This is a genomic window from Hydrogenophaga sp. OTU3427 (assembly GCF_038440225.1).
Classification (GTDB): domain Bacteria; phylum Pseudomonadota; class Gammaproteobacteria; order Burkholderiales; family Burkholderiaceae_C; genus Hydrogenophaga.
In genome coordinates, this window is the sequence record NZ_JASATI010000037.1 from 23,245 (window position 1) to 49,543 (window position 26,299).

A 26,299-nucleotide genomic window follows, 5' to 3' on the forward strand; every position below is an offset into this window, starting at 1 on the left:
CTCAGTCTTCCTGGTCGTGGTCGTGGCCATGGGCCCAGAGCAGCATGGCGTCGCGCCCCTGCACCACCAGGCGGACCGTCTGCCCCACGGGCAGCAGCACCTTGGTGGGGACGTGGCCAAAGGGCAGGCCGGTGAGCACGGGCACCTTCAGTTGCGAACGCAGCCACGACACCACGGCGGGCATGCCGAATCCACGGTCGTAGCCGGGCACGAGCTTGTAGCCGCTGAAGGCGCCCAGCACGATGGCCTTTTGCTGGCCCAGCACGCCCGCGTGCAACAGCTGCGTGAACATGCGCTCGACGCGGTAGGGGTGTTCGCCCACGTCCTCGACGAACAGGATGCCGCCCTGGACGGCGGGCAGGTAGGGCGTGCCCACCAGCGAACACAGCACGCTGAGATTGCCGCCCCAGAGGGTGGCTTCCGGTGTCATCCAGTCGGCCAGCGCGGGCTGGGCCTGCAGGTCGGCGGCAGGCAGCCGCCAGCCCGCGCCCTCGCCATGGCCTTCCAGCAAGTCGTCGAAACAGGCTTCCATGATCATGTCCGGGCTGCCGTCGGCTTCGACCTCGGCGCCAAAATCCTCGCCCACGGCTGGCCCGGCCCAGGTGGTGGCACCGGTCTTGGCCAGCAAGGCCAGCTGCAGCGCGGTGAAGTCGCTCAGACCCACCCAGCGGCAGCCCTGGGCGATGCTCCTGGCGATGGCCTTGTAGGGCAGGCGCTCCAGCAGGCGGGTCAGGCCGTAACCGCCCCGCGAGATCAGCACCACGTCGGCGCCACTGGCGGCGGCTCGGGCCAGGGCCGCGAGCCGGGTCTCGTCGTCCCCGGCAAAACGTTGGTGGTGGGTACGGGCTGCGGGGTCGAGCTCGACCGCGTGCCCCAGGGCCTTGAGCCGGGCCACGCCGCGCCGGAAAGCCGGCTTGTCGCGCACCGCGCTGCTGGGGGAAACGATGTAGATGTGGGACATGGGAGGTGGAAAACGATCAGGCGCTGAATTGTCGCAGCGCGGCCTGGGCGATGACCGCTCCGTGCTCTTGCACGAAGTGGCCCGCCTGCGGAAGGACCATGGGCTCGGGGCAGCCGCGGATCTGCGCCCGCAAGGCCTGCATCACGGGCAGGCCCAGCACGGGGTCTTGCGCCCCCACGGCCATCAGGCTGGGGCCCGTCCAGCGCTCGCGCCAGAATGCGCCGGCCTGGCGCGAAAGGGCCGCGCCGTCGGCATCGGGCGCATCGGGCACCAGGGGCGGAAAGGCCCGCAGCGCCGCGCGGTGGCCCCGGTCGGGGAAAGGCGCGTTGTAGGCCGCGCATTCGGCGGCGCTCATCTGCGGGTTGCCGCGCGCGAACAGGCGCGCGACGTCGAACTCGGGCTGCTGGGCGCACATCTCCCGCCAGGCCAGGAAACCCGGCGACAAGGGCACATCGCCGGTGGCCAGGGTGGTGTTCATCACCAGCAGCGCCTGGTAACGCTCGGGCGCGGCCATGGGCAGGGTCAGGCCCAGCAGGCCGCCCCAGTCCTGCACCACCAAGGCCACACGCCGCAGGTCCAGCCGCTCGATGAGTTCCAGCAACACCTCGCGGTGCCAGGTGAAGCGGTGGGCGGCCTCCTTCTTGGGTTTGTCGCTTTTGCCAAAACCGATCAGATCGGGCGCCACCACGCGGTGCCCGGCCGCAAGGAACACCGGGATCATGTGCCGGTAGAGGTAGCTCCAGGCCGGGTTGCCGTGCAGACACAGCCAGGTGATGGGCGCGTCCGCCGGGCCTTCGTCCAGGTGGTGCAGGCGCAGGCCGTACAGGCTGGGCAGGTCGCTCACATAGCGAGGCGCCCAAGGGTAGCCGGGCAGATCGGCAAAACGGCCGTCGGGCGTGCGCAGCGCGTCGTCGCGCAGCGGATGGGGGTTGTTCGCGCGGCTGGCCTGCCGGCGTTCAGCAAAAAAGGATTGCAGCACGTCGGCGCAGTCGCCGGCCAGCACGCCAGAGGTGACCTGGGTCTGGTGGTTGAGCCGGGGTTCGCCGAACACATCCAGCACCGACCCGGCCGCGCCGGTCTTGGGTTCGGCCGCGCCAAAGACGACACGCGACACCCGGGCATGCAGCGCCGCCTGCGCGCACATGGCGCAGGGCTCCAGCGTCACATACAACTCGCAGCCGTCGAGCCGGTAGTTGCCCAGGCGCGCGGCAGCTTCACGCAAGGCCAGCATCTCGGCGTGGGCGCTGGGGTCGTGGGTGGACACCGGGCGGTTGTGGGCCTGGGCCAGCACCTCGGCGCTGCCGTCGGCGCGGCGGCGCACCAGCACCGCGCCCACGGGCACCTCCCCCGCTTGCGCACCGGCCTGCGCCTGGGCCAGGGCCAGGCGCATGAGGTCCTGGTCCGTGGCGTGGGGTGGCAAGGCGGGCACTGCGTCTGGCGGCATGGCCCGCAAGTGTAGGTCAGGGAGCGGTGCCCACCAGTCCCAGGTGTTGCATCCAGCGCGCCAGGCCCTGCTCCTGCTCGTTGCCGCCCACGTACCCGGCGTGCATGGCCGCGTGCGACTCGCTGCGGTGCTGGTTGAGCTTGAGCTTGCACTCGATCTGCTCGATGCGCAGCTCGAAGCCGACGATGCCCGCCAGCATGCGCTGCGCGAAATCATCCCCCAGGTCGCGCCATTGCTGGGCATAGCCGGGTTCGTGGTCGGCGATCAGCCGCTTGAGCAAGGCGTCCTTGGCCTGGGGCTCCTCGATCAGGCGGGCCTCGACCGTGGCGTGCACGGCCAGGTAGTTCCAGGTGGGCACCCGGGCCTTGTCGGGATAGACCTGGGGCGACAGATAGGCGTGGGGCCCCATGAAGCTCACCAGCGCGCGCGGCCGGGCCGCCAGCAGGCGCCAATGGGGGTTGGGCTTGGCGCAGTGCCCCAGCAGCGACCAGCCACCCTCCCCTTCCAACAGGTGCAGCGGCAGGTGCGTGACGAAGGGCAAGCCGCCGTCATCGACCGAGATCAGGCTGGCAAAGGGGTGCTCGCGCATCAGCCGCGCCGCGTGGGCGGCGTCCTGGCTGCGGAACTGAGGGGGCAGGTAGACGGTGCTGGATGGGGGCATGGGCGAACTCCTTGTCCTGCACTGTAGCGGGCGCAACGCCCCGCATTGCTGCATTCGACGCATCGCTGTGATCGCGCGCACACCCGGCGGATCAAGGACCGGCGCCGAGCAGCCGCAGCGCGGCGCTGCCGGCCATCAACACACCGATCAAGGCGTAAAGCCGCCGGTAGCAGGCCTGGAAGCGCAGCAGGCTGTCGAAACTCAGGCCGGCGCGCATCGCCCGCCACGAGGCGTGCAGGTGCACCGGGTAGAACACCAGGGCCACCAGCAGCACGCGGGGCAGCGCTCCCCACAGCACCAGGACCGCCAGCAGCGCGTAGGCCGCGCTGAACAGGACACTGGCCGCCCCGAAGCTGCGCGCCTTGCCAAAGGCCACGGCATTGGTCTGGATGTGATTGAGCGCATCCCCTTCGTGGCCGCGCGTCTCGTGCACCAGGTGGCCAGCGGCAAAGATCAGCCCAAAAAAACAAGCGACACCCACACTCGATGCCGTCACCGGCGCGAAGGCCGCATGCCCGAGCAGGAAATGCAGCGTGCCCCCCACCAGGTGCAGCACCGAACTGAGCACAGGACGCCCCTTCATGTGCACGCCAGGGGCCGAATAGAGCGCGCTCAGGACCAGTATCGCCAGCGCCAGCAGAAAAGGCATGGGCCCGAGCGCGCCCAGCAGCAGCAGGCTCAGCACCAGCAAACCGATGGCGAGCCAGCCGATGCCGCCGCGGCTGGCCCCCTTGGCCGAAAACGTCCGGGCCGACCGCTGGGGATCCCGCAGATCGCCCTCGATGCCGGCCCAGTCGTTGAGCACGAACACGTGGGCCACCAGGCAGAGGCTGCCGGCGACAAACACCAGGCCTCGCAAGAAGCCGTCCAGCGTCAGCACCTCCAGCGCGAGGAGCGCCCCCAGCCACGGCGTGCCTTGCAGCACCAGGACCTCGTCCAGGCGTATGCAGGCCAGCAGGCGCCACAGGGACCGTGCGGGTCGCTGACGGTTCGCCACCGTGGTGTCGCTCATGGCCGGGCGCCCTGCCCCGGGGTTTTCCGCTCCGGCCCAGGCGTCCGGGCGCGCTCGTTCTCGGCATACAGCCTCAGCCACAGGGCGTAACCCAGTTCCTGCGACCAGTAGAAGCGGCTGACCGAGGCACTCAAATCGTTGTGATAGAACAGCAGCGGGTCACGCGCGAGCATCCCAAAGCCGCCGCTGGCCAGCCGTGCCAGGAAAGCGGCGTTGTCGGCATGGACGGCGGCGCTGGCCCCGCCACCATCTTCGAGCCCTTGCAGGCGCTCCAGCAGTTCCAGCCACACGCCCTGCCCCGCCACCGTGGTCCGCAGCCGCTGGGGCGGCAAATCGAGGGAACATCCCGCCTGGCGCAGTTCGTTGCGGCGCAAGACCACCACCGGCGGGGCCATCCTGTAATAGACCCACAGGCTTTCGTCGCTTGCCCGTTTCCGCATCGCCTGGCACAGCCGGCGCGCGGCCGGTGGGTCCGCCTGCGCCAGCAGCAGGAACACATGGATCTGGATGCCGATGTCGGGTGGATTCGGGTCCTTGCCCGGGTCCAGGCATTCGTAGCGGTCCTGGGGTGCAAGCCAGGTGCGGTACAGGCCGTCTGGGGTGCGGAACCGGTTCAGGGTGGCCAGCGCCATGGCCAAGCCTTCCGCCCGTTCACCTGGCGCGATGCGCCAGACCAGCGCGGTATCGTCCGCGTCGGGGGTGATGCGGCAGCCCAGGGTGCCGTGGGTTGGCAGCTCGGGTCGGCCGTGGTAGCGCACGAGTCCGTTGTCCTCGATCTGGCTGGCCAGGAAGGACCGCGCGCGCGCCAGCATCTCGCCCACACCCACCTCCTGAGCCACGGGGCCGAGGACATCGATCATTTCGGCGTTGGCAAACAGATTCAGCTCCTGCACCGGGCGTTCGAAGCGGGGTGCCTGGGTGTGTGCGGTCAGCCAGTAGCCGCTGCCATGCTGGCGGTGCGCAAGCACCGCAGCCACGTGCTGGGCCGCTTGTGCCAGGCTCCAGTCGCGGGGCACAAATTCGTCGATGCGGGGCGGCACGGTGAAACGGCGTTCAGGCAGGACGCGCGGTTGCGCGCCCGCAGCGGACCGGACCAGGACGGTGAGCACATGCTCGCCGGGGGCCAGGTCACCCAGGGGAAACGTGACACGCCAGCCACTGGGGCTGGCTTCACCCAGCGCACGCACCACGTCCGGTCGCTCGAAGAACGTTCCGGTCGATGCCACCCGCCGCTGGCCGTCCACCAGCAGGTGCAGGTCGAACGGCGAATGTCCGCCCATCAACGCCCAGCCGGCCACCTCGACCTCCCGCCCCGCCGTCACCGTTGCAACGTCGATGGTGCCACGCAGTCTCGCACCGAGTTCGTTGGGCAGTCTCAGGTCGGCAATGAACGGCGTGTTACGGATGTCCCAGGCAGCGTGTTCGGCGGCGGCCCTGACGGACATGCCCGGCCGGGCGGACAAGGCGGCCAGCGAGGTCGCATGGGTTTCGCCTGTGTACCAGAACGCCCCCAGCACTTCGATCAGCACGGCGACCACACACGCCGCCGAAAATGCGGTCCTCCCCACGCGAGACAGCCCCACCACCACCGGTGCCAGCATCCACATCAGAATAGGCAACATCGCGGTCAGAAACCGGGGACCCCAGCTGACCCCCTGCACCCACTGCACCGCGCCGTAGAACAGGAGTTGCGCCAACACCGCGATGCCCAGCACCCAGGCGAAGCGCCGCGACCGCGGATCGGAGCGCACACGGGCCCAGCCGAAAGGAAGGAAGAGCAGAAACGGCGAAAACACCAACAAGCCGTGCACCGGGCTGAACAGCAGGCCAGCCACGCCGGAAAAGGCACTTCCCACCGACAGCGCGAGCTTCTTTTTACCGGTGAACAGGCCATAGCTCCCCAGGAGGTGGCCCACCGCGTCCAGGTTGTAGGCCAACAGCAGACCCGTCGGCGCCAGCCCGCCCAGCAACAACAGCGGCCACCGGCGCCCCGCCCACCACAGGGCGCACAGGCCCAGACCAGCCGCCAGGAAAACATCGGGCGGCCGATTGCACGCAATCAGCGCACAAACCAGACCCATGGCAACGGTGCGCCACCTCGTGCTGGGTCCGGTGATCAGCCACAGGCCCAGGACCACCAGCAACTGGGCCAGCCCGTGCATCCACAGGGCCTGGCTGCTGATGCCCCAGGTCGCCGTGCCAAACGCATACACCAGCGTGAGCCAGATGGCCAGCATGCGGGCGCAGCGCCGCCGCAACACCAAGTACATCAGCATCACCGACGCGGATGCCATGAGCGACGCGCAGATTTTCTCCATGATCCGGGCCATGTGATCGACCCGTTCCGACTCCCAGCCGGTCATCTGCAGGTAAACAAACGCAGGCAGATACAGCGGCGTCAGAACCACGGGGGTCACCACCGGATACAGCGAGACCAGATGGCCGCGTGGGCCCTTGGTCATCCAGTAGGCCCCCGTGACTTCGCCCGCGGCGGTGGGCGCCTTCATGCCCTGGGCCACCAGTGTCTCTATCGGGTCCAGCGCGAGGCTGTGGTGCTTCCAGATGGAAAGCGGAAGGTAGCGCGCCGGATAGGTGTCGCCCGCGCCGATGGAGCGGAGGTTGGCGTTGTAGACCAGGAAGGCCAGAAGCCCGAGCAACAGGCAGACCACCGAATCCCGCCACCACCCGCCCCCCGGCTGCGGCGGCCTCGCGGGGGATTCAGGCGACTCCGCCTCCCATTCCGTGGTTGAGGCGTCTGCTGCCTGCATAAGACCCGAGCGTGTGGACAAGCGGCGGATTGTAGATGAGTGCCCAATCGATGAACGGCCGCTTTGCAGCGGTCAGGATTCGCTCGCCGGGTGGCCCGACCGGCTCACTCGGCCGTCAACCGGTGTTCGGTGATCAGTGTCGCCCACAAAGCCTGCTCTCGTGTCACGGTGGTGGCCAACTCGGCCGGGGACGGTTTGTCGACGAACAGGCCACGCTGTTCCAGTTCCAGGCGCAGTTCGGGCCGCGCGAGCACGGTCGACGCTTCGGCGCTCAGGCGTTCGATCACCGATACCGGCGTTCTGGCCGGCACAAACAGCGATTGCCAGGTGGGCACCGTGACGGTGGCGTGGCCGGCCTCCGCCAAGGTGGGAACCTCGGGCATGGCCGCGCTGCGCTGGGGCAACAAGGTGGCCAACACCCGCACGCCGCCGGAGCCCAGCCGAGGCAGCGCCAACGTGACCGGGCCGAACATCACCTGGACGCGTCCCGCCAGCAGATCGGGCATGGCCTGGCTGCCGCCTTTGTAGGGCACACGGGTCAAACGCACGCCGGTGACCTTCATGAACTGCGCCGCTGCCATGAATTCGCCCAGGGTGCTGGTGGCGCAGTTGAGCTGGTCGGGGTGGGCACGGGCATGGGCCACCAGCTCGGCCACGGTGCGCGCGGGCACGTCCGGATGCACCATCAGACAGAAAGCCACGCGGCCCAGCTGCCCCACGGGAGCCAATGCGGACAACCAGTCGAAGGCCATCGGTTTGCCCAACAAGGGCAAGGCCAGCATGGACCCGGTGGCGTAGAGCAAGGTGTGGCCGTCGGCCGGCGCGACCAGGGCCTCGCGCAAGGCGACGGCACCGTCGGCGCCTGGCTTGTTGTCGACCACCACCGCTTGCGACAACCCGACCGACAAACCTTGTGCGACGGTGCGGGCCATGAAGTCGGAAGGTCCACCGGGCGGCAACGGCACGATGAGCCGCAGGGGTTTGCCGGGATAAGCGTCCTGGGCCGATGCGGCCCAGGCGCTGCAGGCCAGGCCATTCACAAACAGCCGACGGGTGATCGAGGTGGGCATGTGGGCACTCCGGGGTGGGGATGTCGATCAAATCTACCCCTGGCCACCGCTGCGCGAAACGGCCCACGAGGCAATAATCGCTTTAACCAAGGGTTAACGCCGCGCACCTTGCGGACCTTGGGGCGGAGGCACGGATGGACAAGCTCAGGGCCTTGCACTACTTCATTGCCGCCGCCGAAGCCGGCAGCTTTTCGGCAGCCGCCCGGCGGTTGGAGGTGAGCGTGCCCGCCATCACCAAACTGATCGGTGCGCTGGAGCGGGAACTGGGCGTGCGGCTGATGGACCGCAACACCCAAGGCCTGCGGCTCACGGCCCAGGGCCAGAACTACCTGGACCTGTGTCAACCCCTGGTGGCGCAGCTGGCCGGTGCGGAGCGCGCCCTGACGTCCGGCGCCACGCCCTCCCCGCGCACCCTGGTGGTGGGCGCGCCCGGGCTGCTGTCGCGCCTGCTGCTGGTGCCCGCGCTGGGCCTCTACCGCGAGCGGCACCCCAGCGTGCAGGTTGAGCTGCGCTCGATAGACCACCTGACGGTGACCGATGCGCAGGCGCAAGGCCTGGACGTGCTGGTGGCACTGGGCTGGCCGGGCAACGTGAGCCTGGTGCAAAAGCGCCTGGCGCAAAGCCGGCTCATCATTTGTGCCAGCCCGGCCTACTGGGCGCGGCGCGGAGTGCCGGCGCGGCTGGCCGATCTGGCCGGGCACGACTGCCTGCTGGTGCGCACGCCGGAGGGCACCGTGCTCGATCTGTGGCGCCACGCGCGGGGCGACCAGTCCGAGCAGGTGGCGGTGCGGGGCTGGCTGGTCAGCGACAGCCGCGACTACGTGCTGCAGGCCGTGCTCGAAGGGCTGGGCGTGGGCCGCTTCGCCGACGTCTCGGTTTGGCCCCACGTGAAGGCCGGCCGGCTGCAGCCCGTGCTCGCCGACTGGGACAGCAAGGATTCACCGCCCTTCAGCGCGCTGTACCGGGCCGAGGCCAGGAACGATGTCGCCGTCCAATCCCTCATCGCGTTTCTGGGTGAGCTGCTGGAAGGACTGGAATCCGAATGCCGGCGTGCCATCGGCGAGCGTCCCACCACCACCACGCGGCCCGCCTGGTACGCCAAACGTCAGGGACGCGCGTCGGCCACGGCCCCCCCTCGGCGCCCCGCTGGGCCTTGAGGATCCATCAGGCCCGGGCCGACAAGGGCCACTCCGCCAGACGTTCGTGGTGGCTTGCGCCCACATGGCTGTCGATCAACACAAGGGACGTGGCAGACCAGCCCATGGGCGCTGTCGCCTCTTCGGGCAAAACCCCGGGCGTGTAACGCAGCGTGAGATGGGGCGTGAATGAGCCCGAGACACGAAAGCCGTTCTGGGCCAGTGCAAGCCCGAGGCGCCGATGCAGGGCAAACAAGGATTCGGACCCTGCCCCTCCAGCCTGCCTGAGCACCAGTGGATGCCTGTCCGGTTGCCCCCGTGAACCCGAAAAACTCATCACACGGTCAAACGTCAGCGGACATTCGGCGGCGCGGACGCGCCCGCCCGCTTCGCATGCCAGCTCAACCACCTCCAGCGGCACCAGCGTCTCGCCCGACCACACACCATGCAAGGACACATGCAAGAGGTCCGCCCTCATGGCCTTGCCACCCAAGCCACGCCGCGCACACAGCTTCGCGGTCCAGTCGACCCACTGCTGCGCCACCTCGAGCGGCGGCGTCAACGCAAAAAACAGGTTGTGCCTGGGCCGCGAAGCAACGGATATCGCTGCGGGAGGCGGAGCCTCAAAACCCGGCAGATCGAGTTGGCCTGGGGTCATCTTGGCGTCCTCACATGTCAGGCTCAAATGGCAGGAATCACTCCCACTCGATCGTCGCCGGCGGCTTGCTGCTCACGTCGTAGGTCACGCGGTTGATGCCGCGCACCTCGTTGATGATGCGGCTGGACACCTTTTTGAGCAGGGCGTAGGGCAGCTCGGCCCAGTCGGCGGTCATGAAGTCGCTGGTCTGCACCGCGCGCAGGGCCACGACGTAGTCGTAGGTGCGGCCGTCGCCCATCACACCCACGCTCTTGACCGGCAGGAAGACCGTGAAGGCCTGGCTGGTGAGCTCGTACCAGGTCTTGCCGCTGTTGTGGTCGATGGTGGAGCGCAGTTCCTCGATGAAGATGGCGTCGGCGCGGCGCAGCAGGTCGGCGTACTCTTTTTTGACTTCGCCCAGGATGCGCACGCCCAGGCCCGGTCCCGGGAAGGGGTGGCGGTAGACCATGTCGTGCGGCAAGCCCAGGGCCACGCCCAGTTCGCGCACCTCGTCCTTGAACAGGTCGCGCAGCGGCTCCAGCAGTTTCAGCCCCAGCTGCTCGGGCAAACCACCCACGTTGTGGTGGCTCTTGATGGTGACCGCCTTCTTGCTCTTGGCCCCACCCGACTCGATCACATCCGGATAAATAGTCCCTTGTGCCAACCACTTGGCGCCTTTTGTTGAAGCACCACTTGAAATGAGTTTGGCGGCCTCGGCCTTGAAGACCTCGACAAATTCGCGGCCGATGACCTTGCGTTTGGCCTCCGGATCGCTCACGCCGGCGAGGTGGCCCAGGAACTGGTCGGCGGCGTCGACGCGGATCACCTTGGCGTGCAACTTGCCGACAAACATGTCCATCACCATGTCGCCTTCGTTCAGACGCAACAGGCCGTGGTCGACGAAAACGCAGGTGAGCTGGTCGCCGATGGCGCGGTGGATCAGCGCCGCGGCCACCGACGAATCGACGCCACCGGACAGGCCGAGGATGACCTCTTCGTCGCCGACCTGTTCGCGGATTTTCTGCACCGCTTCGTCGATGTGGTCGCGCATGACCCAGTCCGGCCGGGTGCCGCAAATCTCGAGCACGAAGCGTTCCAGCAGCGCCCTGCCCTGGACCGTGTGCGTCACCTCGGGGTGGAACTGCACGGCGTAGTAACCGCGCGATTCGTCGGCCATGCCGGCGATCGGGCAGCTGTCGGTGCTGGCCATGAGCTTGAAGCCCGGGGGGAGCTCGGTGACCTTGTCGCCATGGCTCATCCAGACCTTGAGCATGCCGTGGCCCTCGGGCGTGGTGAAGTCGGCGATGTCCTTGAGCAGGGCCGTGTGGCCACGGGCGCGCACCTCGGCGTAGCCGAATTCGCGGGTGGTCCCGGCCTCGACCTTGCCGCCCAGCTGCTGTGCCATGGTCTGCATGCCGTAGCAGATGCCCAGCACCGGCAGTCCGAGCTCGAACACCGCATCGGGTGCCTTGTCGTCCACCTCGTAGACGCTGGCGTGGCTGCCCGAGAGGATCACGCCCTTGAGCTGGCCATCGGCGGCGAATTCACGCACCCACTCGCTGCTCACGTCGCAAGGGTGCACTTCGCAATAAACATGTGCTTCGCGCACGCGCCGGGCGATCAGCTGGGTGACCTGGGAGCCGAAGTCGAGGATGAGGATTTTCTGGTGTTGCATGGCGGTCAAAGCTCGTGTGGATCAGAAAACAAAAAGGCCGTCCGGCGGGACGGCCTCTGGGGCAGACCAGATCAGTCGGCCCGGTAGTTCGGGGCCTCTTTGGTGATCTGCACGTCGTGCACGTGGCTTTCGCGGATGCCGGCGGAGGTGATCTCCACGAACTCGGCACGGTTGCGCATGTCCTCGATCGTGGCGCAGCCGCAGTAGCCCATGCTGGCGCGCAGGCCACCGGCCATCTGGAACAGGATGCTGACCACCGAGCCCTTGTAGGGCACGCGGCCTTCGATGCCTTCGGGCACCAGCTTGTCGGCGTTGGGGTTGCCGGTGCTGCTTTCCTGGAAGTAGCGGTCGGCGCTGCCCTGCTGCATGGCGCCGATGCTGCCCATGCCCCGGTAGCTCTTGTAGCTGCGGCCCTGGAACAACACGATTTCGCCCGGCGCCTCCTCGGTGCCAGCGAACATGCCGCCCATCATGACGGTGCCGGCGCCGGCCGCGATGGCCTTGGCGATGTCGCCGCTGTAGCGGATGCCGCCGTCACCGATCAGGGGCACGCCGGTGCCCTGGAGTGCGGTGGCAACGTTGTCGATGGCGGTGATCTGGGGCACGCCCACGCCGGCCACGATGCGGGTGGTGCAGATGGAGCCCGGGCCGATGCCGACCTTGACGCCATCAGCGCCGGCCTCCACCAGCGCCAGCGCGGCGGCACCGGTGGCGATGTTGCCGCCGATCACGTCCACCTGCGGGTAGTTCTGCTTGACCCAGCGCACGCGCTCGATCACGCCCTTGCTGTGGCCGTGGGCGGTGTCGACCACGATGGCGTCGACGCCGGCCTTGACCAGGGCTTCCACACGTTCCTCGGTGCCCTCGCCCACGCCCACCGCCGCGCCCACGCGCAGGCGGCCAGCGGCGTCGCGCGCGGCGTTGGGGAAGTTGAGCTGCTTGGTGATGTCCTTGACGGTGATCAGGCCCTTGAGCTCGAAGGCGTCATTGACCAGCAGCAGGCGCTCCAGCTTGTGCTTGTTGAGCAGCTTCTTGGCCTCGGCCGGCGTGGTGCCGTCGGGCATGGTGACCAGGCGCTCGCGCGGCGTCATGATCTCGCTCACGGCCAGGTCATAGCGGGTCTCGAAGCGCAGGTCACGCCCGGTGACGATGCCCACCACCTTGCCGGCGTCCACCACGGGGAAACCGGACACGCCCAGCTCGTCCGACAGCTTCATGACCTGGCGCACCGTGGTCTGGGGGCTGATGACGACCGGATCGCGCAGCACGCCGGACTCGTAGCGTTTGACCTTGGCCACGTGCGCGGCCTGTTCCTGGGCGGACAGGTTCTTGTGGACGATGCCGATGCCGCCCTCCTGGGCGATGGCGATGGCCAGGCGTGCCTCTGTCACCGTGTCCATGGCGGCGGACACCAGGGGCAGGTTGAGCGCGATGTTGCGAGTGAACTGGGTGGCGAGAGAGGTGTCCTTGGGCAGGACTTGGGAGAACGCGGGCACCAACAAGACGTCGTCGAAGGTGAGCGCTTTTCCGAGCAGGCGCATGTGAAAGCTCCAAAAAACGTATTGTACTGGTGCCCCGCGCCCAGCCTGGAGCGACGGCGCTACACTGAGGCGATGAAGCCGATTTTCCCCCTCAGTCCGTGCCTGTCCCGCCCGCTGGGGCTGTGCTTGCTGGCCGCCGCCGCCATGGCTGCGGGGGCCGCCTCGGCCCAGTGGCAGTGGAAAGACCCGTCGGGGCGACCCGTGTTCAGCGACCAACCACCGCCGCCGTCGGTGGCGGACAAGGACATCTTGAAGCGCCCGGGCGAACGCGCTGCCCCGGCCACGGCTGCGGCGGACGCGCCCAAGGCGACCGGCGCCACCGAGAACACCACGCCACCCGCCGCCACCAACAAGCCGGTCTCCCCAGCGGTGGCCGATTCGCAGCTGGAAGAGAAGAAAAAGCAACTCGAAAAAGCCGAAGCCGACAAGCGCAAGGCCGAAAGCAAGGCGGCCGAGGAGAAGGAGGCCAAGGCCCGCGCCGCCAATTGCGAAGCGGCGCGCAGGAACAAGGCATCGCTCGATTCGGGCGCCCGGCTCACGGTGCCCAATGCCAAGGGCGAGACCGAATACCTGGATGAGGCCGGGCGAGCCACCCAACGGCGCCGCGCTGAAGAGGTGATGCGCGAAAACTGCCGCTGACGCGGCTGGCCGGCACGGGTGTTCAGTAGCCCTGCTTCGCTCCCGGGCGGCGTTGGGCGAACAGCCCGGTGCTGCGCGCGCCCTGGCGGACAAAACGCTCACGCCGCGCCACCTTGGGGTCGACCCGCAGCGGCCGGTAGACCTCCACCCGGTCGCCTTCGCGCAGCAGCACATCCAGCGCCTGGCGGCGGCCCCAGATGCCCGTGGACGGTTGGGCACCCCAGTCCGGTCCACCGGGCCGTTGCCAGCCGGCCGCGCGCAGCGCATCGGCCACGCAGCTCCCCGCTGGCACGTCCAGCCGCCACACCCGCGTCTCGCGCGGCGCGGGGCTGAACACCAACTCCACGTTCACACAACACCTCCGTAGACCTGGTCGGCGCGCTTGACGAAGGCGTCCACCAGGCTGCCAGCAATCTTGTCGAACACCGGCCCCACCAGCGCGGCCAGTGTCTGGCTGGAGAAGTCGTAGTCGAGCGTGAACTCGACCTTGCAGGCACGCTGCGCGCCCTCCCCTAGGGGGCTGAAGCGCCAGTGGCCTTCAAGGCGGGAAAAGGGCCCATCCACCAGCGCCAGATCGACCCGTTCGTTCTCGACGTGGCTGTTGCGGGTCGTGAAGCTCTGGCGGATGCCGCCGATGGCGATGCCGACCTGGGCCACCACGCCGTCGGCGGTCTGCTCCAGCACGGCGGCGCGGTCGCACCAGGGCAGGAATCGGGGGTATTGGGCCACATCGGTCACCAGCGTGAACATCTCGTGTGCGCTGTGCCAGATGAGGACCGACTTGTGAACACTTTTCATACAATCGCGGGTCGCGTCGGGATTGTATTCGTCCCGCAACGCCTCAGATTGCCTACATGAACAAGCCCGCAGCCAAAAAACCCAGCACCGACAGCCGCATCGCCGACAACAAGAAGGCCGTGTTCAACTACGCGATCGAGGAACGCTTCGAGGCGGGCATGGTGTTGCATGGCTGGGAGGTGAAGGCGCTGCGCGAGGGCAAGGTGCAACTCACCGACGGTTATGTGCTGATCCGCGACGGCGAGCTCTACCTGATCGGTTGCCAGATCAACCCGCTGCGCACCACCTCCACCCACGTGAGCGCCGACGCCGCGCGCACCAAGAAGCTGCTGCTGCACAAGGCCGAGATCGGCCGGCTGGTGGGCAAGGTGGAGCAAAAAGGTTACGCCCTGGTGCCGCTCAACCTGCACTGGAAAAACGGCAAGGTCAAGTGCGAGATCGCGCTCGGCCGCGGCAAGGCCGAACACGACAAACGCGACACCATCAAGGAGCGCGAAGGCAAGCGCGAGGTGGAGCGGGCCATGAAGGTGCACCACCGCTAGGGGTTCAGTCGAGCTGACGCAGCGGATGCGCGTCGGCCGGCCAGGGGCTTTCAAAAAACGGCGCCACCATCTCGGGCGTCACGTCTTCGATGCGGGCCGGGTTCCAGCGCGGTGTATGGTCCTTGTCCACCGCCAGCGCGCGTATGCCCTCCACCGTTTCACTGGCCGCGCCGCTTCGCTCCAGGTGGCGCGTGAAGAAGCAGTGCCGCACCAGATCGCGTTCCATGCGCAGGTCCTCTGCCAGGGTCATGCCGCGGGCCCGCCTCAACTGCGCCAGCACCACGTGCAGCATCAGGGGACTGCGGTGGCGCAGCATGCCGGCGGTCTCGGCCGCGGCCTGGGTGTCGGCGCGTTCCAGCGCCGCCACGATCTCGGGCACGGTGGCCAGGGCAAACGCAGCCTCCAGTTCCGGGCGGAGCGTCTCGGGCGCTTGCGAGGGCACGTTCCAGTGCGCCTGTTCGCACCAGCGGTGCCACAGCTGCCGCAGCTCGTTGGGCGAGCCGGGCCGGAAATGTTCCAGCGCCTCCCAAGCCTGGTGCAAGTGTTGCGAAGGCACGATCAGGTCGGCCAGGTTCCAGGCCACGGCCTGCGCGCCGCCGATCACGTGGCCGGTCAGCGCCAGGTACTCCCCCACCCTGCCCGGGCAGCTGCCGAGGAAATGGCCGCCGCCCACATCGGGGAAGAGGCCGATGTTGGTTTCCGGCATGGCCATCTTGGTCCGCTCGGTCACCACACGCACGCTCGCGCCCTGGCTGATGCCCATGCCACCGCCCATGACGATGCCGTCCATGAAGGCGATGTAGGGCTTGGGGTAGCGAAAGATCAGGTGGTTGAGCGCGTACTCCTCGGTGAAGAAGTCCTCCAGCGCCGGGTCGCCCGCGAGCGCCGCCTGGTGGAAGAAGCGGATGTCGCCACCGGCGCAGAAGCCACCGAAAGGGCCTTCCTTGGTGCTGCCGCGTATGGCCACACCGTGGATCTTGGCGTCCTCGCGCCAGCGCAACAGCACCTCGGTCAGGCTGCGGACCATGTCCAGGTTGAGCGCGTTGAGCGCACGGGCACGGTTCAAGGTGATGAACCCCACGCCTCCCGTGACCTCGGTCAACACATCGGGGGCATCGCTGTTGCGGGGGGGCTGCTGGCTCATCACGGTTCTCCTGCGTCGGTGTCCAAGGTCTCGATGTGGTAATGGCCCGCGCGTTCGCGCCAGCCCAGCCACTCGTTGGCCAGCAGGGCACCCGTCACCAGCAAGCCACCCAGCATCACCTGCTGTGAAGGCACCTCGCCCGCTCCCAGCCACGCCAGCACGATGCCGAACAGCACTTCGAGCAAGGCCAGCAAGGAGACTTCGGGCGCACTGAGGACACGCGCGCACACCACCGCCAGCGCACAGGGTACCGCAAGCTGGCCCAAACCCAAGCCCGCGAGCAGGGCAATGTCGTGGGCGCTGGCGACGAACGGCCAGGCCAGCGGCAAGGTGGCCAGCGACGAAATCACCGCGCCCACCAGGACCGCCGGCACCAGATCGACCTGGTGGCCGCTGCGCTGGCTGCGTTGGACCAGCGTCCAGTTGATGGACGCGGCCACGGGCACGCAGAAGGCCACCAGCGTGCCCAGCACGCCGCCTTCACCCAACTGGCTGCCGAACATGTAGGCGATGCCCAGACCGGCCACCACGATGGCCGCCCAGGTGCGGGCGGGCAGCCGGTGCCCGATGACCACACGTGCGGTCAGGGCCGTGAGCAGCGGGCCGGCCGCCAGCGTGATCAGCACATTGGCCACCGAGGTGAGCGTGAGCGCGACCATGAAGGCGGTGAACATCACGCCCCAGCAAAGACCGGACAACAGCAGTGCCCGCCGCTCGCGCCACATGCGGGCCCACACGTCCCTGCCCTGCCACAGCGGCAGGATGACCATGAGCGACAGCGCGGTGAAGAAGCTGCGCCAGAACGTGATTTCGAACGCACGGGCGTTTTCCAACTGGCGTGTCACCACACCGGCCGTCGACCACAGCAGCGGCGCCAGCACCATCAGCCAGACGGCATGGGAATGTTTCAACTTCATTGCGAACACAGACCTGTAACAACGGCGCCAGCCCACAAAAAGCCCGGCCCCAAGAAGCTGCAGCCCCCGAAGGGGCTGCAGCGCTCAGATCGAGGGAGTATGCCTGCCGATCATGCCTCGCGCGAAGCGCGCTTGCGGTCGTGCTCCTTCAGGTGGCGCTTGCGCAGGCGAACGCTCTTGGGGGTGATCTCGACCAACTCGTCGTCCTCGATGAACTCGACACCGTACTCCAGCGTCAGCAGGATGGGCGGCGTGATCTTGATGGCGTCTTCCTTGCCGCTGACGCGGAAGTTGGTCAGCTGCTTGGTGCGGGTGGCGTTGACGACCAGGTCGTTGTCGCGGCTGTGGATGCCGACGATCATGCCTTCGTAAACCGGATCGTTGGCCTTGACGAACATGCGACCGCGGTCGTCGAGCTTGCCCAGGGCGTAGGTGAAGATTTCACCGTCGTCCATGGAGATCAGCACACCGTTCTTGCGGCTGGCGATGTCGCCCTTGTGCGGCTCGTAGCCGTCAAAGATGTTGGAGATCAGGCCGGAACCACGGGTCAGGTTGAGGAACTCGTTGGTGAAGCCGATCAGGCCACGCGCCGGGATGCGGTATTCCAGGCGCACGCGGCCACGACCGTCCGGGTCCATGTTGACCAGCTCGCCCTTGCGCTCGCCCAGTGCCTGCATCACGCCGCCTTGGTGCTGTTCTTCGATGTCGGCCGTCACCAGCTCGATGGGCTCGTTGCGCTCGCCGTTGATGTCCTTGAACACCACACGCGGTTTGGACACGGCCAGCTCGTAGCCTTCGCGGCGCATGTTTTCCAGCAGGATGGTCAGGTGCAGTTCGCCGCGGCCGGCGACTTCGAACACGCCGTCTTCATCGGTTTCCTTGACGCGCAGCGCCACGTTGTGCTGCAGCTCTTTCTGCAGGCGGTCCCAGATCTGGCGGCTGGTCACGTACTTGCCTTCGCGGCCGGCCAGCGGGCTGGTGTTGACGCAGAAGTTCATGATCAGGGTCGGCTCATCGACCTTGAGCATGGGCAGCGGCGCGGGGCTCAGGGGGTCGGTCACGGTCACGCCGATGCCGATGTCGGCGATGCCGTTGATCAGCACGATCTCGCCCGGGCCGGCCTCGGTCACCTGCACGCGGTCCAGGCCCTGGAAGGTCAGCACCTGGTTGATGCGCCCCTTGACGCTGCTGCCGTCCGGGCCTTCCATCACCAGCACGTCCATGCCAGGCTTGATGGTGCCCTGACTCACGCGGCCCACACCGATGCGGCCGACGAAGGTGGAGAAGTCCAACGCCGAGATCTGCAGTTGCAGCGGCGCGGCCGGATCGCCCTTTTGCGGCGGCACGTGCTTGAGCACGGTGTCGAACAGAGCCGACATGTCGGGGCCCCACTGCTCGCCCTGCGGGCCTTCTTCCAGCGAGCTCCAGCCGTTGATGCCCGATGCGTACACCACGGGGAAGTCCAGTTGCTCGTCGGTGGCGCCCAGCTTGTCGAACAGGTCGAAGGCGGCGTTGACGACCTTGTCGGGGTTGGCGCCGGGTTTGTCGACCTTGTTCACCACCACGATGGGCTTGAGGCCCAGGGCCAGCGCTTTCTTGGTCACGAAGCGGGTCTGGGGCATGGGGCCTTCCTGGGCGTCGATCAGCAGCAGCACGCCGTCGACCATGGACAGCGCACGCTCGACCTCGCCGCCGAAGTCCGCGTGGCCCGGGGTGTCGACGATGTTGATGTGGGTGTCTTTCCAGCTGACCGCGCAGTTCTTCGCCAGGATGGTGATGCCCCGCTCGCGTTCGATGGCGTTGTTGTCCATCACCGTGTCAACCACTTTTTCGTGGTCGGCGAAGGTGCCCGACTGGCGCAGCAGTTGGTCGACCATGGTGGTTTTGCCATGGTCCACGTGGGCGATGATGGCGATGTTGCGAATCTGTTTGCTCATGACAAGTCCTTTGCTGCTTCTGTATCGCGCAGCGGGTTTTCTAGAATCTGTTGAATTTCGATCGGGCTCAACAGCCGCCCGGGTATCAGTTCACCGGCCACCACGTGTGCAGTGCCCAGCAGGGTGTGGGGGTTGGTGCCGTAGACAGCCACCTGATCGGCGTCGGGCCAGTCGCCCCGGCGGCGCAGGCCACTGAGGAAACGCCCGGCATCTTCGGCGCCCAGCGTGACGCGGGTGTGTCCGTCCAGCAAGGTGTCGACCGGCATCAACGCCGCCCAGCGCTGGTCTTCGTCCATGGCTTCGAGCGCTGCCAGCGTGATGGTCTGTGCCAGCCCGAAGCGGCCGGTGTGGGTGCGGCGCAGGGCCGTGAGGTGCCCGCCACAGCCCAGGGTTTCAGCGATGTCTTCACCCAGGGTGCGGATGTAGGTGCCCTTGGAGCACACCACGTGCAGGTCGAGGTGGGGCGTGTCGCCGTCCAGCTGCATGTTCAGCAGATCGAGGTCGTGGATGACGACGTGGCGTGGCTCGCGCTCCACAGCCTCGCCGTCCCGCGCGTACTCGTACAGCGCCTTGCCGTCCTTCTTGAGCGCGCTGTGCATCGGGGGCACCTGAGCAATGGGCCCCATGAAGCGGTCCAGCACCTCCACCACCTGGCCCACGCTACAGGTCACAGGGCGCGTTTGCACTACCTCGCCCTCGGCATCGGCTGTGGTGGTCGTTTGCCCCAAGCGCACCGTGGTGTCGTAGGCCTTGTCGGCGTCCAGATGCAATTGGCTGAACTTGGTGGCCGCGCCAAAACACAAGGGCAAGACACCGGTGGCCAGCGGATCGAGCGTGCCGGTGTGGCCGGCTTTTTCGGCGCGCAGCAACCATTTGGCCTTTTGCAAGGCCTGGTTGCTGGACAGTCCCAGCGGCTTGTCAAGCAGCAACACCCCATGCACAGGGCGCCGCTGCACCCGAGTGCGTGGCGCGGTCATGCTCAGTCCTCTTTGGCGCGCGAGGAAACCGCCTTGGCGATCAAGGCATTCATGTCGGCCGCACGTTCGGTGGTGCGGTCGAACACGAAGTGCAAGGTCGGCACGGTGTGGATGTGCAGGCGCTTGAACAGGCCGTTGCGCAGGAATCCGGCGGCCTGACTCAAGGCCTCCTGGGTCTCCTGCGGATCGCCCGTCAGCAGGCTGTAGAACACCTTGGCGTGGGCGTAGTCGGGCGTGACTTCCACTGCCTGGATGGTGACCATGCCCACGCGCGGGTCCTTGAGCTCACGCGCGATCAGCTCGGTCAGATCGCGCTGGATCTGATCGTTGACGCGGTAGCTGCGGTTGGGGACGGAGGACTTCTTCTTGGGCATGTCGGCCTGCTTCGCTTACAGCGTGCGCGCGATTTCCTTGATCTCGAAGAACTCCAGCTGATCACCTTCCTTGATGTCGTTGTAGTTCTTGAGCTTGATACCGCACTCGAAGCCTTCCTTGACTTCGCGCACATCGTCCTTCATGCGCTTGAGCGAGTCGAGTTCGCCGGTGTAGACCACCACGTTGTCGCGCAGCAGGCGGAAATGCGCGCTGCGGGTGACGTGGCCGTTGGTGACCATACAGCCCGCGACCGTACCGATCTTGGTGGCCACGAACACGGTGCGGATCTCGGCGTTACCGATGATTTCTTCGCGCTTCTCCGGCGCCAGCATGCCCGACATGGCGGCCTTGAGGTCGTCCACCGCGTCGTAGATGATGTTGTAGTAGCGGATGTCGATGTCGTTGCCTTCGGCCAGCTTGCGGGCGCCCACGTCGGCGCGCACGTTGAAGCCGATGACCACCGCCTTGGACGCGATCGCCAGGTTGATGTCGGATTCGCTGACACCACCGACGCCGGCGTACACCATCTGCACCTTGACTTCCTCGGTCGACAGCTTGAGCAGCGAGGCCGCCAGCGCTTCCTGCGAACCCTGCACGTCGGCCTTGAGGACGATGGGCAGCATCTTGACTTCGCCGGCGCCGATGTCGGCAAACATGTTCTCCAGCTTGGCGGCTTGCTGCTTGGCCAGCTTGGTGCTGCGGTACTTGCCGGCGCGGTAGGTGGCGATCTCGCGGGCGCGGCGCTCGTCCGACATCACCATGAAGTCATCGCCAGCCTGCGGCACCTCAGCCAGACCCTGGATTTCCACCGGGATGGACGGACCGGCTTCCTTGGTCGTGCGGCCGTCCTCGTCCAGCATGGCGCGCACGCGGCCCGAGGTCTGACCCGCCAGCACCACGTCACCGACCTTCAGCGTGCCGGACTGCACCAGCACGGTGGCCACGGCACCGCGGCCCTTGTCGAGGCGGGCTTCGATCACCAGGCCCTTGGCCATGGCATCCACCGGCGCCTTGAGCTCCAGGACTTCGGCCTGAAGCAGCACCTGCTCCAGCAGCGCGTCCACGCCCTCGCCGGTCTTGGCCGACACGCCCACGAAGGGCACATCACCGCCAAACTCCTCGGGCACGACCTCCTCGGCCACCAGCTCGGAGCGCACCTTCTCGAGGTTGATGCCGGGCTTGTCGATCTTGGTCAGCGCCACAACCATGGGCACACCCGCCGCCTTCGCGTGCTTGATGGCTTCCTTGGTCTGGGGCATGACGCCGTCGTCGGCCGCGCAGACCAGGATCACGATGTCGGTGGCCTGGGCGCCACGGGCACGCATGGCGGTGAACGCCTCGTGACCCGGGGTGTCGAGGAAGGAGATCATGCCGCGATCGGTTTCCACGTGGTAGGCGCCGATGTGCTGCGTGATGCCGCCCGCTTCGCCGGCCGCCACCTTGGCGCGACGGATGTAGTCCAGCAGCGAGGTCTTGCCGTGGTCGACGTGGCCCATGACGGTGACCACAGGGGCACGCGGCAGGGCTTCTGCGGTCTGTTGCGAGACCTCGTCGTCGGTGAAGGCCTCGGGATCGTCCAGCGCCGCCACCACGGCCGTGTGGCCCAGTTCTTCCACCACGATCATGGCGGTGTCCTGGTCCAGCGACTGGTTGATGGTGACCATCTGGCCCAGCTTCATCAGCTGCTTGATGACCTCGGACGACTTGAGCGACATCTTGTGCGCCAGTTCGGCCACGGTGATGGTTTCGGGCACGTGGACCTCAATCACCTTGGTCTCGGTCGGCTGGGCAAAGCTCGAACCGCTGTCGCGGCTGTCGCGGTCGCCACGGCGGCCACCGCCACGCGGGCCGGCACGCCAGTTGCCACGGCCACCGCTGGTGTCGCCACGGGTCTTGATTTCCTTCTTCTTGGCCGCGTCATCCTTCCAGGTGGAGGACAGGTTCTCGGACTTGACTTCCTTCTTGCCACCAGCGCCAGGGGCCGTCACGGCCGGACGGGCGGTGCCGGTGGTGGCGGGCTTGTGCAGCGTGCCCTTGATGCCGGCCTTGGCATCGGCGGCCGGGGTCACCGGCTTGGGTTCTTCCGGCTTCTTGGCCACCAGCACCTTCTTGGGCGCGGCCATCATGGCGCGGATGTTGGCGGCTTCGGCCTCGGCCTTGCGGCGGCGTTCCTGCAGATCGCGGGCGCGGGCCTCCTCGGCCTGCTTCTCGGCGGCGGCCTTGTCGGCCACGGCCTTGCCTGCGGCGGCTTTGTCGGCAGCGGCTTTTTCGGCCGCTATGCGTGCGCCGTCGTCCACCACGGGCGCGGCGGCCGCCGGTGCTGCGGCCTGCGCCTGCACGGGCGCCTTCTCGGCCGATGCGGCAGCGGCCGCAGCGCGCTCGGCTTCGGCCTGGGCGGCCTTGGCCGCCTGTTCGGCGGCAGCAGCGGCTTCGGCAACCTGGCGCGCCCGCTCAGCCTCGGCTTCGCGGGCTTCCTGCTCTTCGCGCTCGCGGCGTTTCTGCGCCAGCTCTTCTTCCTGCAGGCGCAGCAGCTCGGCCTGATGACGGGCGTCTTCCTCGCGGCGGGCCAGCTCGTCCTGATCGACCCCAGGCGCGGCGCTCTCGACCGGGGCATCAACCGCGCCCAGTTCGTCGTCGCGCTTGATGAAGGTGCGCTTCTTGCGCACTTCGACCTGGATGGTGCGGGCGCGGCCGGTGGCGTCCGCCTGCTTGATTTCCGTGGTGGACTTCTTCACCAGCGTGATCTTCTTGCGTTCGCCACTGGAGGTGCCATGGCTGGCTTGCAGATAGCCCAGCAGCTTGTGCTTGTCTGCCTCGGACACGGCGTCATTGCCCGACGATTTGGGCACACCAGCACCGGCGAGCTGATCCAGCAGGACGGTGGTGGGTTTGTTGAGTTCGGCTGCCAATTCGGCGACGGTGGTACTGGTCATATGGGGTGTTCTCCGCTGAGGCCTCCGGTTCAGGACGCTTGGTTGGCCTGGTCGCCAGTGAACCAGTGCTCGCGCGCCTTCATGATCAAGGCGGTTGCTTCTTCAGGCGTCTGACCCGTGATCTCGGTCAATTCGTCGGTGGCCAGATCGGCCAGATCGTCGCGGGTGTGCACACCCGACTCGGCCAGCTTGGCAATCAACTCGGCGGTCAGTCCGTCGATGTCGCGCAGGTTCTGCGAGACTTCCTCAACGTCTTCTTCCTTGGCGATTTCCATCGTCAGCAAAGCGTCCTTGGCACGGGCACGCAGCTCGTTGACGGTGTCTTCGTCGAAGGACTCGATCTCCAGCATTTCCTGCAGCGGCACGTAGGCCACTTCTTCCAGGCTGGTGAAACCCTCTTCGATCAGGATGTCGGCGATTTCCTGGTCCACGTCCAGCTTGGCCATGAACAGCTTGCGGATGCCGTCGGCCTCTTCGGCCTGCTTCTGCGCCGACTCGTCGGCGGTCATGATGTTGATGCGCCAGCCGGTCAGCTCGGACGCCAGGCGCACGTTCTGGCCACCCCGGCCGATGGCGATGGCGAGGTTTTCCTCGTCCACCACCACGTCCATGGCGTGGCGCTCTTCGTCCACCACGATGGAGACAACGTTGGCCGGTGCCAGCGCACCAATGACGAACTGGGCCGGGTCCTCGCTCCACAGCACGATGTCCACGCGCTCGCCAGCGAGTTCGTTGGTCACGCCGTTGACGCGGGAGCCGCGCACGCCGACGCAGGTGCCGATCGGGTCGACACGCTTGTCGTGCGACAGCACGGCGATCTTGGCGCGTGAACCAGGGTCACGCGCGCAGCTCTTGATCTCGAGCAGGCCCTGCTCGATCTCGGGCACTTCCTGGCGGAACAGCTCGATCATGAACTCGGGCGCCGAACGCGACAGCAGGATGGGCGCGCCACGCAGGGTCAGGTCCACTTCCATGATCATGGCGCGCACGCGGTCGCCGGTGCGGAAGTTTTCCTTGGGGATCATTTCGCCGCGCTTGAGGCGCCCCTCGACACGGCCGCTCTCGACGATCAGGTCACCCTTGTCCATGCGCTTGACGGTGCCGACAAAAATCTTGTCGCCACGGCTCATGAAGTCGTTGAGCAGCATTTCGCGCTCGGCGTCGCGGATCTTCTGCAGGATGACCTGCTTGGCGGCCATGGCGCCGATGCGGCCGATCGGCACGCTTTCCACCGGCTTCTCGATGTGGTCGCCCACCTCGATGTCCGCCAGTTCGTCGCGGGCGTCGCTCACCAGCTCCTCGGCGTCGGGGTTCTGCAGGCCGGCCTCGTCGGGCACCACCAGCCAGCGGCGGAAGGTTTCGTATTCGCCGCTGTCCGGATTGATGGCGACGCGGATATCGACCTCGCCCTTGTAGAGCTTCTTGGTGGCAGAAGCCAGCGCCAGCTCAACGGCGCCCAGCACAACATCGCGCTCCACGTTCTTTTCACGTGAGATCGCATCGATCAGCATCAACAGTTCGCGATTCATTTCACCGCCACCTTTCCAGTCTTTCGTTTCTTTTTTGGACCATGCCCGACAGGGCACGGCCACCTCATTCGTTTGGCCGACAGCCGTCCGGCCTCAGCCCCCGTCCGAGGACGTGGGCGCCGAGCGCCCCTTGAAGCTGACAATAGGCGCGAGCCGCGCCTCGCGCAATTCGTCCCAGACAAAACCCAGGGCATGGACCGGCGCCGGCGGGCGGTTCTTGCCCACCTTCTGTCCAGGCTTGAGCACCGGCTCATCGGCCCAGACGATCTGCCAGCCGGCGCCATCGGCGGTGCGCTCCAGCGTGCCGCGGAATTTCTTGCGATTGACCGCCACGCCCGAGCCGGTGGCGCCAATGGGTGCCTTCAGCGTGATGTCCACCACCTGGCCGGCGAAGCGCTCGAAATCGCGGTCGTTGCGCAAGGGGCGATCGATGCCGGGCGAACCCACTTCCAGCCGCTTGTAGTCGACGTTCTCGACCTCCAACAGGAACTGCAGCTGGCGGGTGACCTTCTCGCAGTCCTCGACGGTGACGAACTGCTCGGCCGCCGCAGGCTGGCCGGGCTCCCAGGGCAGGTCGATGGTCACGCGCAGCAAACCCCCGGCGGAACGTTCAAGCTCCACCAGGTCGTACCCCAGTCCGGTAACGGTCTGTTCAACTGCGTCTTGCCATGCCATCGTGATGTGCTGCCCCGATCAATGAATGTGTGCCTGCACCGCCGTTTGCCCTGCCAGGACCCCGACAGCAACCCCTGCCGGAACGCCCTGAAAAACCAGGGAGCAAAAGCGATCGACCAAAAAAAATGGGCCGGTGATAACCCGCCCATTTGGTCGTGAAGCTCGCATTTTAGCACCAACACTGGTGATTTGACAGTGTCCCCAGCAACTTTTGCGCCACTGTCTTACAGTGCCACATCCCATTCCATGCAAACCCCCTCGAAGTCCACGATGATCGACGTCTATTCCTGGCCCACACCCAACGGGCACAAAGTGCACATCATGCTGGAGGAATGCGGCCTGCGCGAAGGCCGTGACTGGCGCGCCCACCCGATCAACATCGGCAAAGGCGAGCAATTCCAGCCGGAATTCCTCCAGATCAGCCCGAACAACAAAATCCCGGCCTTGGTCGACCCCCATGGCCCCGACGGCAAGCCGATCACCCTGTTCGAATCGGGCGCAATCCTGATTTACCTGGCGTCCAAATTCGGCAAATTTATGCCCAAATCCGACCGCCACAAATTCGAAGTCTTGCAATGGCTGATGTTCCAGATGGGCGGCGTTGGCCCCATGCTGGGCCAGACCCACCATTTCCGGCTCTACGCACCCGAGAAAATCGACTACGCCTACGACCGCTACACCAACGAGGCCAAACGCCTTTACCGCGTGATGGACAAGCGCCTGCAGGCCAGCCCCTGGCTGGGCGGCAAAAGCTACAGCATCGCCGACATCGCGGTTTTCCCCTGGCTGCGCAACTGGCAGAACCAGGGCATAGACTGGGCGGATTACCCCGCGCTCAAGGCCTGGTTCGACAAGGTGGCCGCGCGCCCCCCCGGGGGGCGCGGCGGGGCGGGGTTGGGGGCTGTTGGCACACCCCAAAACCCCCACC

General features: G+C 67.0%; 23 protein-coding genes. 4 read left to right on the plus strand and 19 right to left on the minus strand.

Translation table 11 applies throughout. The features are described 5' to 3' along the window. Nucleotide 1: 1 nt before the first annotated feature. The 6 genes from AAHB17_RS18410 to AAHB17_RS18435 form a co-directional block, all read right to left on the minus strand. Nucleotides 2-961 (minus strand): LD-carboxypeptidase, encoded by a 960-nt coding sequence (locus tag AAHB17_RS18410; RefSeq protein ID WP_342132219.1) that lies wholly within the window; start codon nt 959-961, stop codon nt 2-4. A 16-nt stretch (nt 962-977) separates the two neighbouring features. Next, on the minus strand, nt 978-2,405 hold the full coding sequence (tadA, locus tag AAHB17_RS18415; protein WP_342132220.1) for a tRNA adenosine(34) deaminase TadA: 1,428 nt from the start codon (nt 2,403-2,405) through the stop codon (nt 978-980). A gap of 16 nt (nt 2,406-2,421) precedes the next feature. Continuing rightward, nucleotides 2,422-3,066 (minus strand): FMN-binding negative transcriptional regulator, encoded by a 645-nt coding sequence (locus AAHB17_RS18420; protein ID WP_342132221.1) that lies wholly within the window; start codon nt 3,064-3,066, stop codon nt 2,422-2,424. Nucleotides 3,067-3,157: 91 nt separating this feature from the next. After that, nucleotides 3,158-4,078 carry a UbiA family prenyltransferase gene (locus tag AAHB17_RS18425; RefSeq protein WP_342132222.1) on the minus strand — a complete coding sequence of 307 codons (921 nt, stop codon included), beginning with the start codon at nt 4,076-4,078 and terminating at the stop codon, nt 3,158-3,160. Next, nucleotides 4,075-6,735, minus strand: a complete 2,661-nt coding sequence (locus AAHB17_RS18430) for a hypothetical protein (RefSeq protein WP_342132224.1) — start codon at nt 6,733-6,735, stop codon at nt 4,075-4,077. Before AAHB17_RS18430 ends, AAHB17_RS18425 begins: the two co-directional genes overlap by 4 nt. Nucleotides 6,736-6,950: 215 nt before the next feature. Next, entirely contained in the window at nt 6,951-7,916 is a 966-nt protein-coding gene (locus AAHB17_RS18435; RefSeq protein WP_342132225.1) for a tripartite tricarboxylate transporter substrate binding protein, read from the minus strand. Nucleotides 7,917-8,050: 134 nt separating this feature from the next. Between AAHB17_RS18435 and AAHB17_RS18440 the strand changes: the two genes are divergently transcribed. Next, nucleotides 8,051-9,073, plus strand: a complete 1,023-nt coding sequence (locus AAHB17_RS18440; RefSeq protein ID WP_342132226.1) for a LysR family transcriptional regulator — start codon at nt 8,051-8,053, stop codon at nt 9,071-9,073. 7 nt (nt 9,074-9,080) lie between these two features. On the opposite strand, the gene AAHB17_RS18445 is transcribed toward AAHB17_RS18440, so the two are convergent. The 3 genes from AAHB17_RS18445 to guaB all read right to left on the minus strand — a co-directional run bounded on the left by AAHB17_RS18445 (nt 9,081) and on the right by guaB (nt 12,905). Further along, nucleotides 9,081-9,710 carry a 2'-5' RNA ligase family protein gene (locus AAHB17_RS18445; protein ID WP_342132227.1) on the minus strand — a complete coding sequence of 210 codons (630 nt, stop codon included), beginning with the start codon at nt 9,708-9,710 and terminating at the stop codon, nt 9,081-9,083. Between the two features lie 37 nt (nt 9,711-9,747). Further along, nucleotides 9,748-11,364, minus strand: coding sequence for a glutamine-hydrolyzing GMP synthase (guaA, locus tag AAHB17_RS18450; protein WP_342132228.1), 1,617 nt, complete (start codon nt 11,362-11,364; stop codon nt 9,748-9,750). A 71-nt stretch (nt 11,365-11,435) separates the two neighbouring features. Beyond that, nucleotides 11,436-12,905, minus strand: a complete 1,470-nt coding sequence (gene guaB, locus AAHB17_RS18455) for an IMP dehydrogenase (RefSeq protein ID WP_342132229.1) — start codon at nt 12,903-12,905, stop codon at nt 11,436-11,438. Nucleotides 12,906-12,977: 72 nt separating this feature from the next. Between guaB and AAHB17_RS18460 the strand changes: the two genes are divergently transcribed. After that, nucleotides 12,978-13,544 (plus strand): DUF4124 domain-containing protein, encoded by a 567-nt coding sequence (locus tag AAHB17_RS18460; protein WP_342132230.1) that lies wholly within the window; start codon nt 12,978-12,980, stop codon nt 13,542-13,544. A gap of 22 nt (nt 13,545-13,566) precedes the next feature. Here AAHB17_RS18460 and AAHB17_RS18465 read toward each other — a convergent pair whose 3' ends face one another. Together AAHB17_RS18465 and AAHB17_RS18470 are read right to left on the minus strand one after the other, a co-directional pair. Continuing rightward, a complete protein-coding gene (locus AAHB17_RS18465; protein WP_342132232.1) occupies nt 13,567-13,896 on the minus strand; it encodes an RnfH family protein in 330 nt (109 codons plus the stop codon). Continuing rightward, nucleotides 13,893-14,342 (minus strand): type II toxin-antitoxin system RatA family toxin, encoded by a 450-nt coding sequence (locus tag AAHB17_RS18470; protein ID WP_342132233.1) that lies wholly within the window; start codon nt 14,340-14,342, stop codon nt 13,893-13,895. Before AAHB17_RS18470 ends, AAHB17_RS18465 begins: the two co-directional genes overlap by 4 nt. A 56-nt stretch (nt 14,343-14,398) precedes the next feature. Between AAHB17_RS18470 and smpB the strand changes: the two genes are divergently transcribed. Next, nucleotides 14,399-14,884, plus strand: a complete 486-nt coding sequence (gene smpB / locus AAHB17_RS18475) for an SsrA-binding protein SmpB (RefSeq protein ID WP_342132234.1) — start codon at nt 14,399-14,401, stop codon at nt 14,882-14,884. A gap of 4 nt (nt 14,885-14,888) precedes the next feature. Here the strand turns inward: smpB and AAHB17_RS18480 are convergent, their stop codons facing one another. The 8 genes from AAHB17_RS18480 to rimP all read right to left on the minus strand — a co-directional run bounded on the left by AAHB17_RS18480 (nt 14,889) and on the right by rimP (nt 25,371). Then, the gene (locus AAHB17_RS18480) at nt 14,889-16,028 is read right to left on the minus strand and encodes an enoyl-CoA hydratase/isomerase family protein (protein ID WP_342132236.1); all 1,140 of its coding nucleotides are present in this window, start codon (nt 16,026-16,028) and stop codon (nt 14,889-14,891) included. After that, entirely contained in the window at nt 16,028-16,945 is a 918-nt protein-coding gene (locus AAHB17_RS18485) for a DMT family transporter (RefSeq protein ID WP_342132238.1), read from the minus strand. The genes AAHB17_RS18480 and AAHB17_RS18485 overlap by 1 nt, the downstream gene beginning before the upstream one ends. A gap of 110 nt (nt 16,946-17,055) precedes the next feature. Further along, on the minus strand, nt 17,056-18,882 hold the full coding sequence (gene typA, locus AAHB17_RS18490; protein ID WP_342132239.1) for a translational GTPase TypA: 1,827 nt from the start codon (nt 18,880-18,882) through the stop codon (nt 17,056-17,058). Continuing rightward, nucleotides 18,879-19,859 carry a tRNA pseudouridine(55) synthase TruB gene (gene truB, locus AAHB17_RS18495; RefSeq protein WP_342132241.1) on the minus strand — a complete coding sequence of 327 codons (981 nt, stop codon included), beginning with the start codon at nt 19,857-19,859 and terminating at the stop codon, nt 18,879-18,881. The genes typA and truB overlap by 4 nt, the downstream gene beginning before the upstream one ends. Before the next feature lie 2 nt (nt 19,860-19,861). Beyond that, nucleotides 19,862-20,233 (minus strand): 30S ribosome-binding factor RbfA, encoded by a 372-nt coding sequence (gene rbfA, locus AAHB17_RS18500; protein ID WP_342132243.1) that lies wholly within the window; start codon nt 20,231-20,233, stop codon nt 19,862-19,864. Nucleotides 20,234-20,248: 15 nt separating this feature from the next. Then, on the minus strand, nt 20,249-23,167 hold the full coding sequence (gene infB, locus AAHB17_RS18505) for a translation initiation factor IF-2 (protein WP_342132244.1): 2,919 nt from the start codon (nt 23,165-23,167) through the stop codon (nt 20,249-20,251). Between the two features lie 29 nt (nt 23,168-23,196). Continuing rightward, nucleotides 23,197-24,696 (minus strand): transcription termination factor NusA, encoded by a 1,500-nt coding sequence (gene nusA, locus AAHB17_RS18510; RefSeq protein ID WP_342132245.1) that lies wholly within the window; start codon nt 24,694-24,696, stop codon nt 23,197-23,199. A 93-nt stretch (nt 24,697-24,789) separates the two neighbouring features. Further along, complete coding sequence (gene rimP / locus AAHB17_RS18515) at nt 24,790-25,371, minus strand: ribosome maturation factor RimP (protein ID WP_342132246.1); 582 nt, start codon at nt 25,369-25,371, stop codon at nt 24,790-24,792. A 270-nt stretch (nt 25,372-25,641) separates the two neighbouring features. Here rimP and AAHB17_RS18520 point away from each other — a divergent pair. Further along, a partial coding sequence (locus AAHB17_RS18520; RefSeq protein ID WP_342132247.1) for a glutathione binding-like protein occupies nt 25,642-26,299 on the plus strand: 658 nt, incomplete at its 3' end.

What these genes read in the sequence shown, in the direction of transcription:
- AAHB17_RS18410 (WP_342132219.1), bottom strand. Translation starts at nt 961, where the DNA reads ATGTCCCACATCTACATCGTTTCCCCCAGCAGCGCGGTGCGCGACAAG.
- tadA (WP_342132220.1), bottom strand. Translation starts at nt 2,405, where the DNA reads ATGCCGCCAGACGCAGTGCCCGCCTTGCCACCCCACGCCACGGACCAG.
- AAHB17_RS18420 (WP_342132221.1), bottom strand. Translation starts at nt 3,066, where the DNA reads ATGCCCCCATCCAGCACCGTCTACCTGCCCCCTCAGTTCCGCAGCCAG.
- AAHB17_RS18425 (WP_342132222.1), bottom strand. Translation starts at nt 4,078, where the DNA reads ATGAGCGACACCACGGTGGCGAACCGTCAGCGACCCGCACGGTCCCTG.
- AAHB17_RS18435 (WP_342132225.1), bottom strand. Translation starts at nt 7,916, where the DNA reads ATGCCCACCTCGATCACCCGTCGGCTGTTTGTGAATGGCCTGGCCTGC.
- AAHB17_RS18440 (WP_342132226.1), top strand. Translation starts at nt 8,051, where the DNA reads ATGGACAAGCTCAGGGCCTTGCACTACTTCATTGCCGCCGCCGAAGCC.
- AAHB17_RS18445 (WP_342132227.1), bottom strand. Translation starts at nt 9,710, where the DNA reads ATGACCCCAGGCCAACTCGATCTGCCGGGTTTTGAGGCTCCGCCTCCC.
- guaA (WP_342132228.1), bottom strand. Translation starts at nt 11,364, where the DNA reads ATGCAACACCAGAAAATCCTCATCCTCGACTTCGGCTCCCAGGTCACC.
- guaB (WP_342132229.1), bottom strand. Translation starts at nt 12,905, where the DNA reads ATGCGCCTGCTCGGAAAAGCGCTCACCTTCGACGACGTCTTGTTGGTG.
- AAHB17_RS18460 (WP_342132230.1), top strand. Translation starts at nt 12,978, where the DNA reads ATGAAGCCGATTTTCCCCCTCAGTCCGTGCCTGTCCCGCCCGCTGGGG.
- AAHB17_RS18470 (WP_342132233.1), bottom strand. Translation starts at nt 14,342, where the DNA reads ATGAAAAGTGTTCACAAGTCGGTCCTCATCTGGCACAGCGCACACGAG.
- smpB (WP_342132234.1), top strand. Translation starts at nt 14,399, where the DNA reads ATGAACAAGCCCGCAGCCAAAAAACCCAGCACCGACAGCCGCATCGCC.
- AAHB17_RS18480 (WP_342132236.1), bottom strand. Translation starts at nt 16,028, where the DNA reads ATGAGCCAGCAGCCCCCCCGCAACAGCGATGCCCCCGATGTGTTGACC.
- AAHB17_RS18485 (WP_342132238.1), bottom strand. Translation starts at nt 16,945, where the DNA reads ATGAAGTTGAAACATTCCCATGCCGTCTGGCTGATGGTGCTGGCGCCG.
- typA (WP_342132239.1), bottom strand. Translation starts at nt 18,882, where the DNA reads ATGAGCAAACAGATTCGCAACATCGCCATCATCGCCCACGTGGACCAT.
- truB (WP_342132241.1), bottom strand. Translation starts at nt 19,859, where the DNA reads ATGACCGCGCCACGCACTCGGGTGCAGCGGCGCCCTGTGCATGGGGTG.
- rbfA (WP_342132243.1), bottom strand. Translation starts at nt 20,233, where the DNA reads ATGCCCAAGAAGAAGTCCTCCGTCCCCAACCGCAGCTACCGCGTCAAC.
- infB (WP_342132244.1), bottom strand. Translation starts at nt 23,167, where the DNA reads ATGACCAGTACCACCGTCGCCGAATTGGCAGCCGAACTCAACAAACCC.
- nusA (WP_342132245.1), bottom strand. Translation starts at nt 24,696, where the DNA reads ATGAATCGCGAACTGTTGATGCTGATCGATGCGATCTCACGTGAAAAG.
- rimP (WP_342132246.1), bottom strand. Translation starts at nt 25,371, where the DNA reads ATGGCATGGCAAGACGCAGTTGAACAGACCGTTACCGGACTGGGGTAC.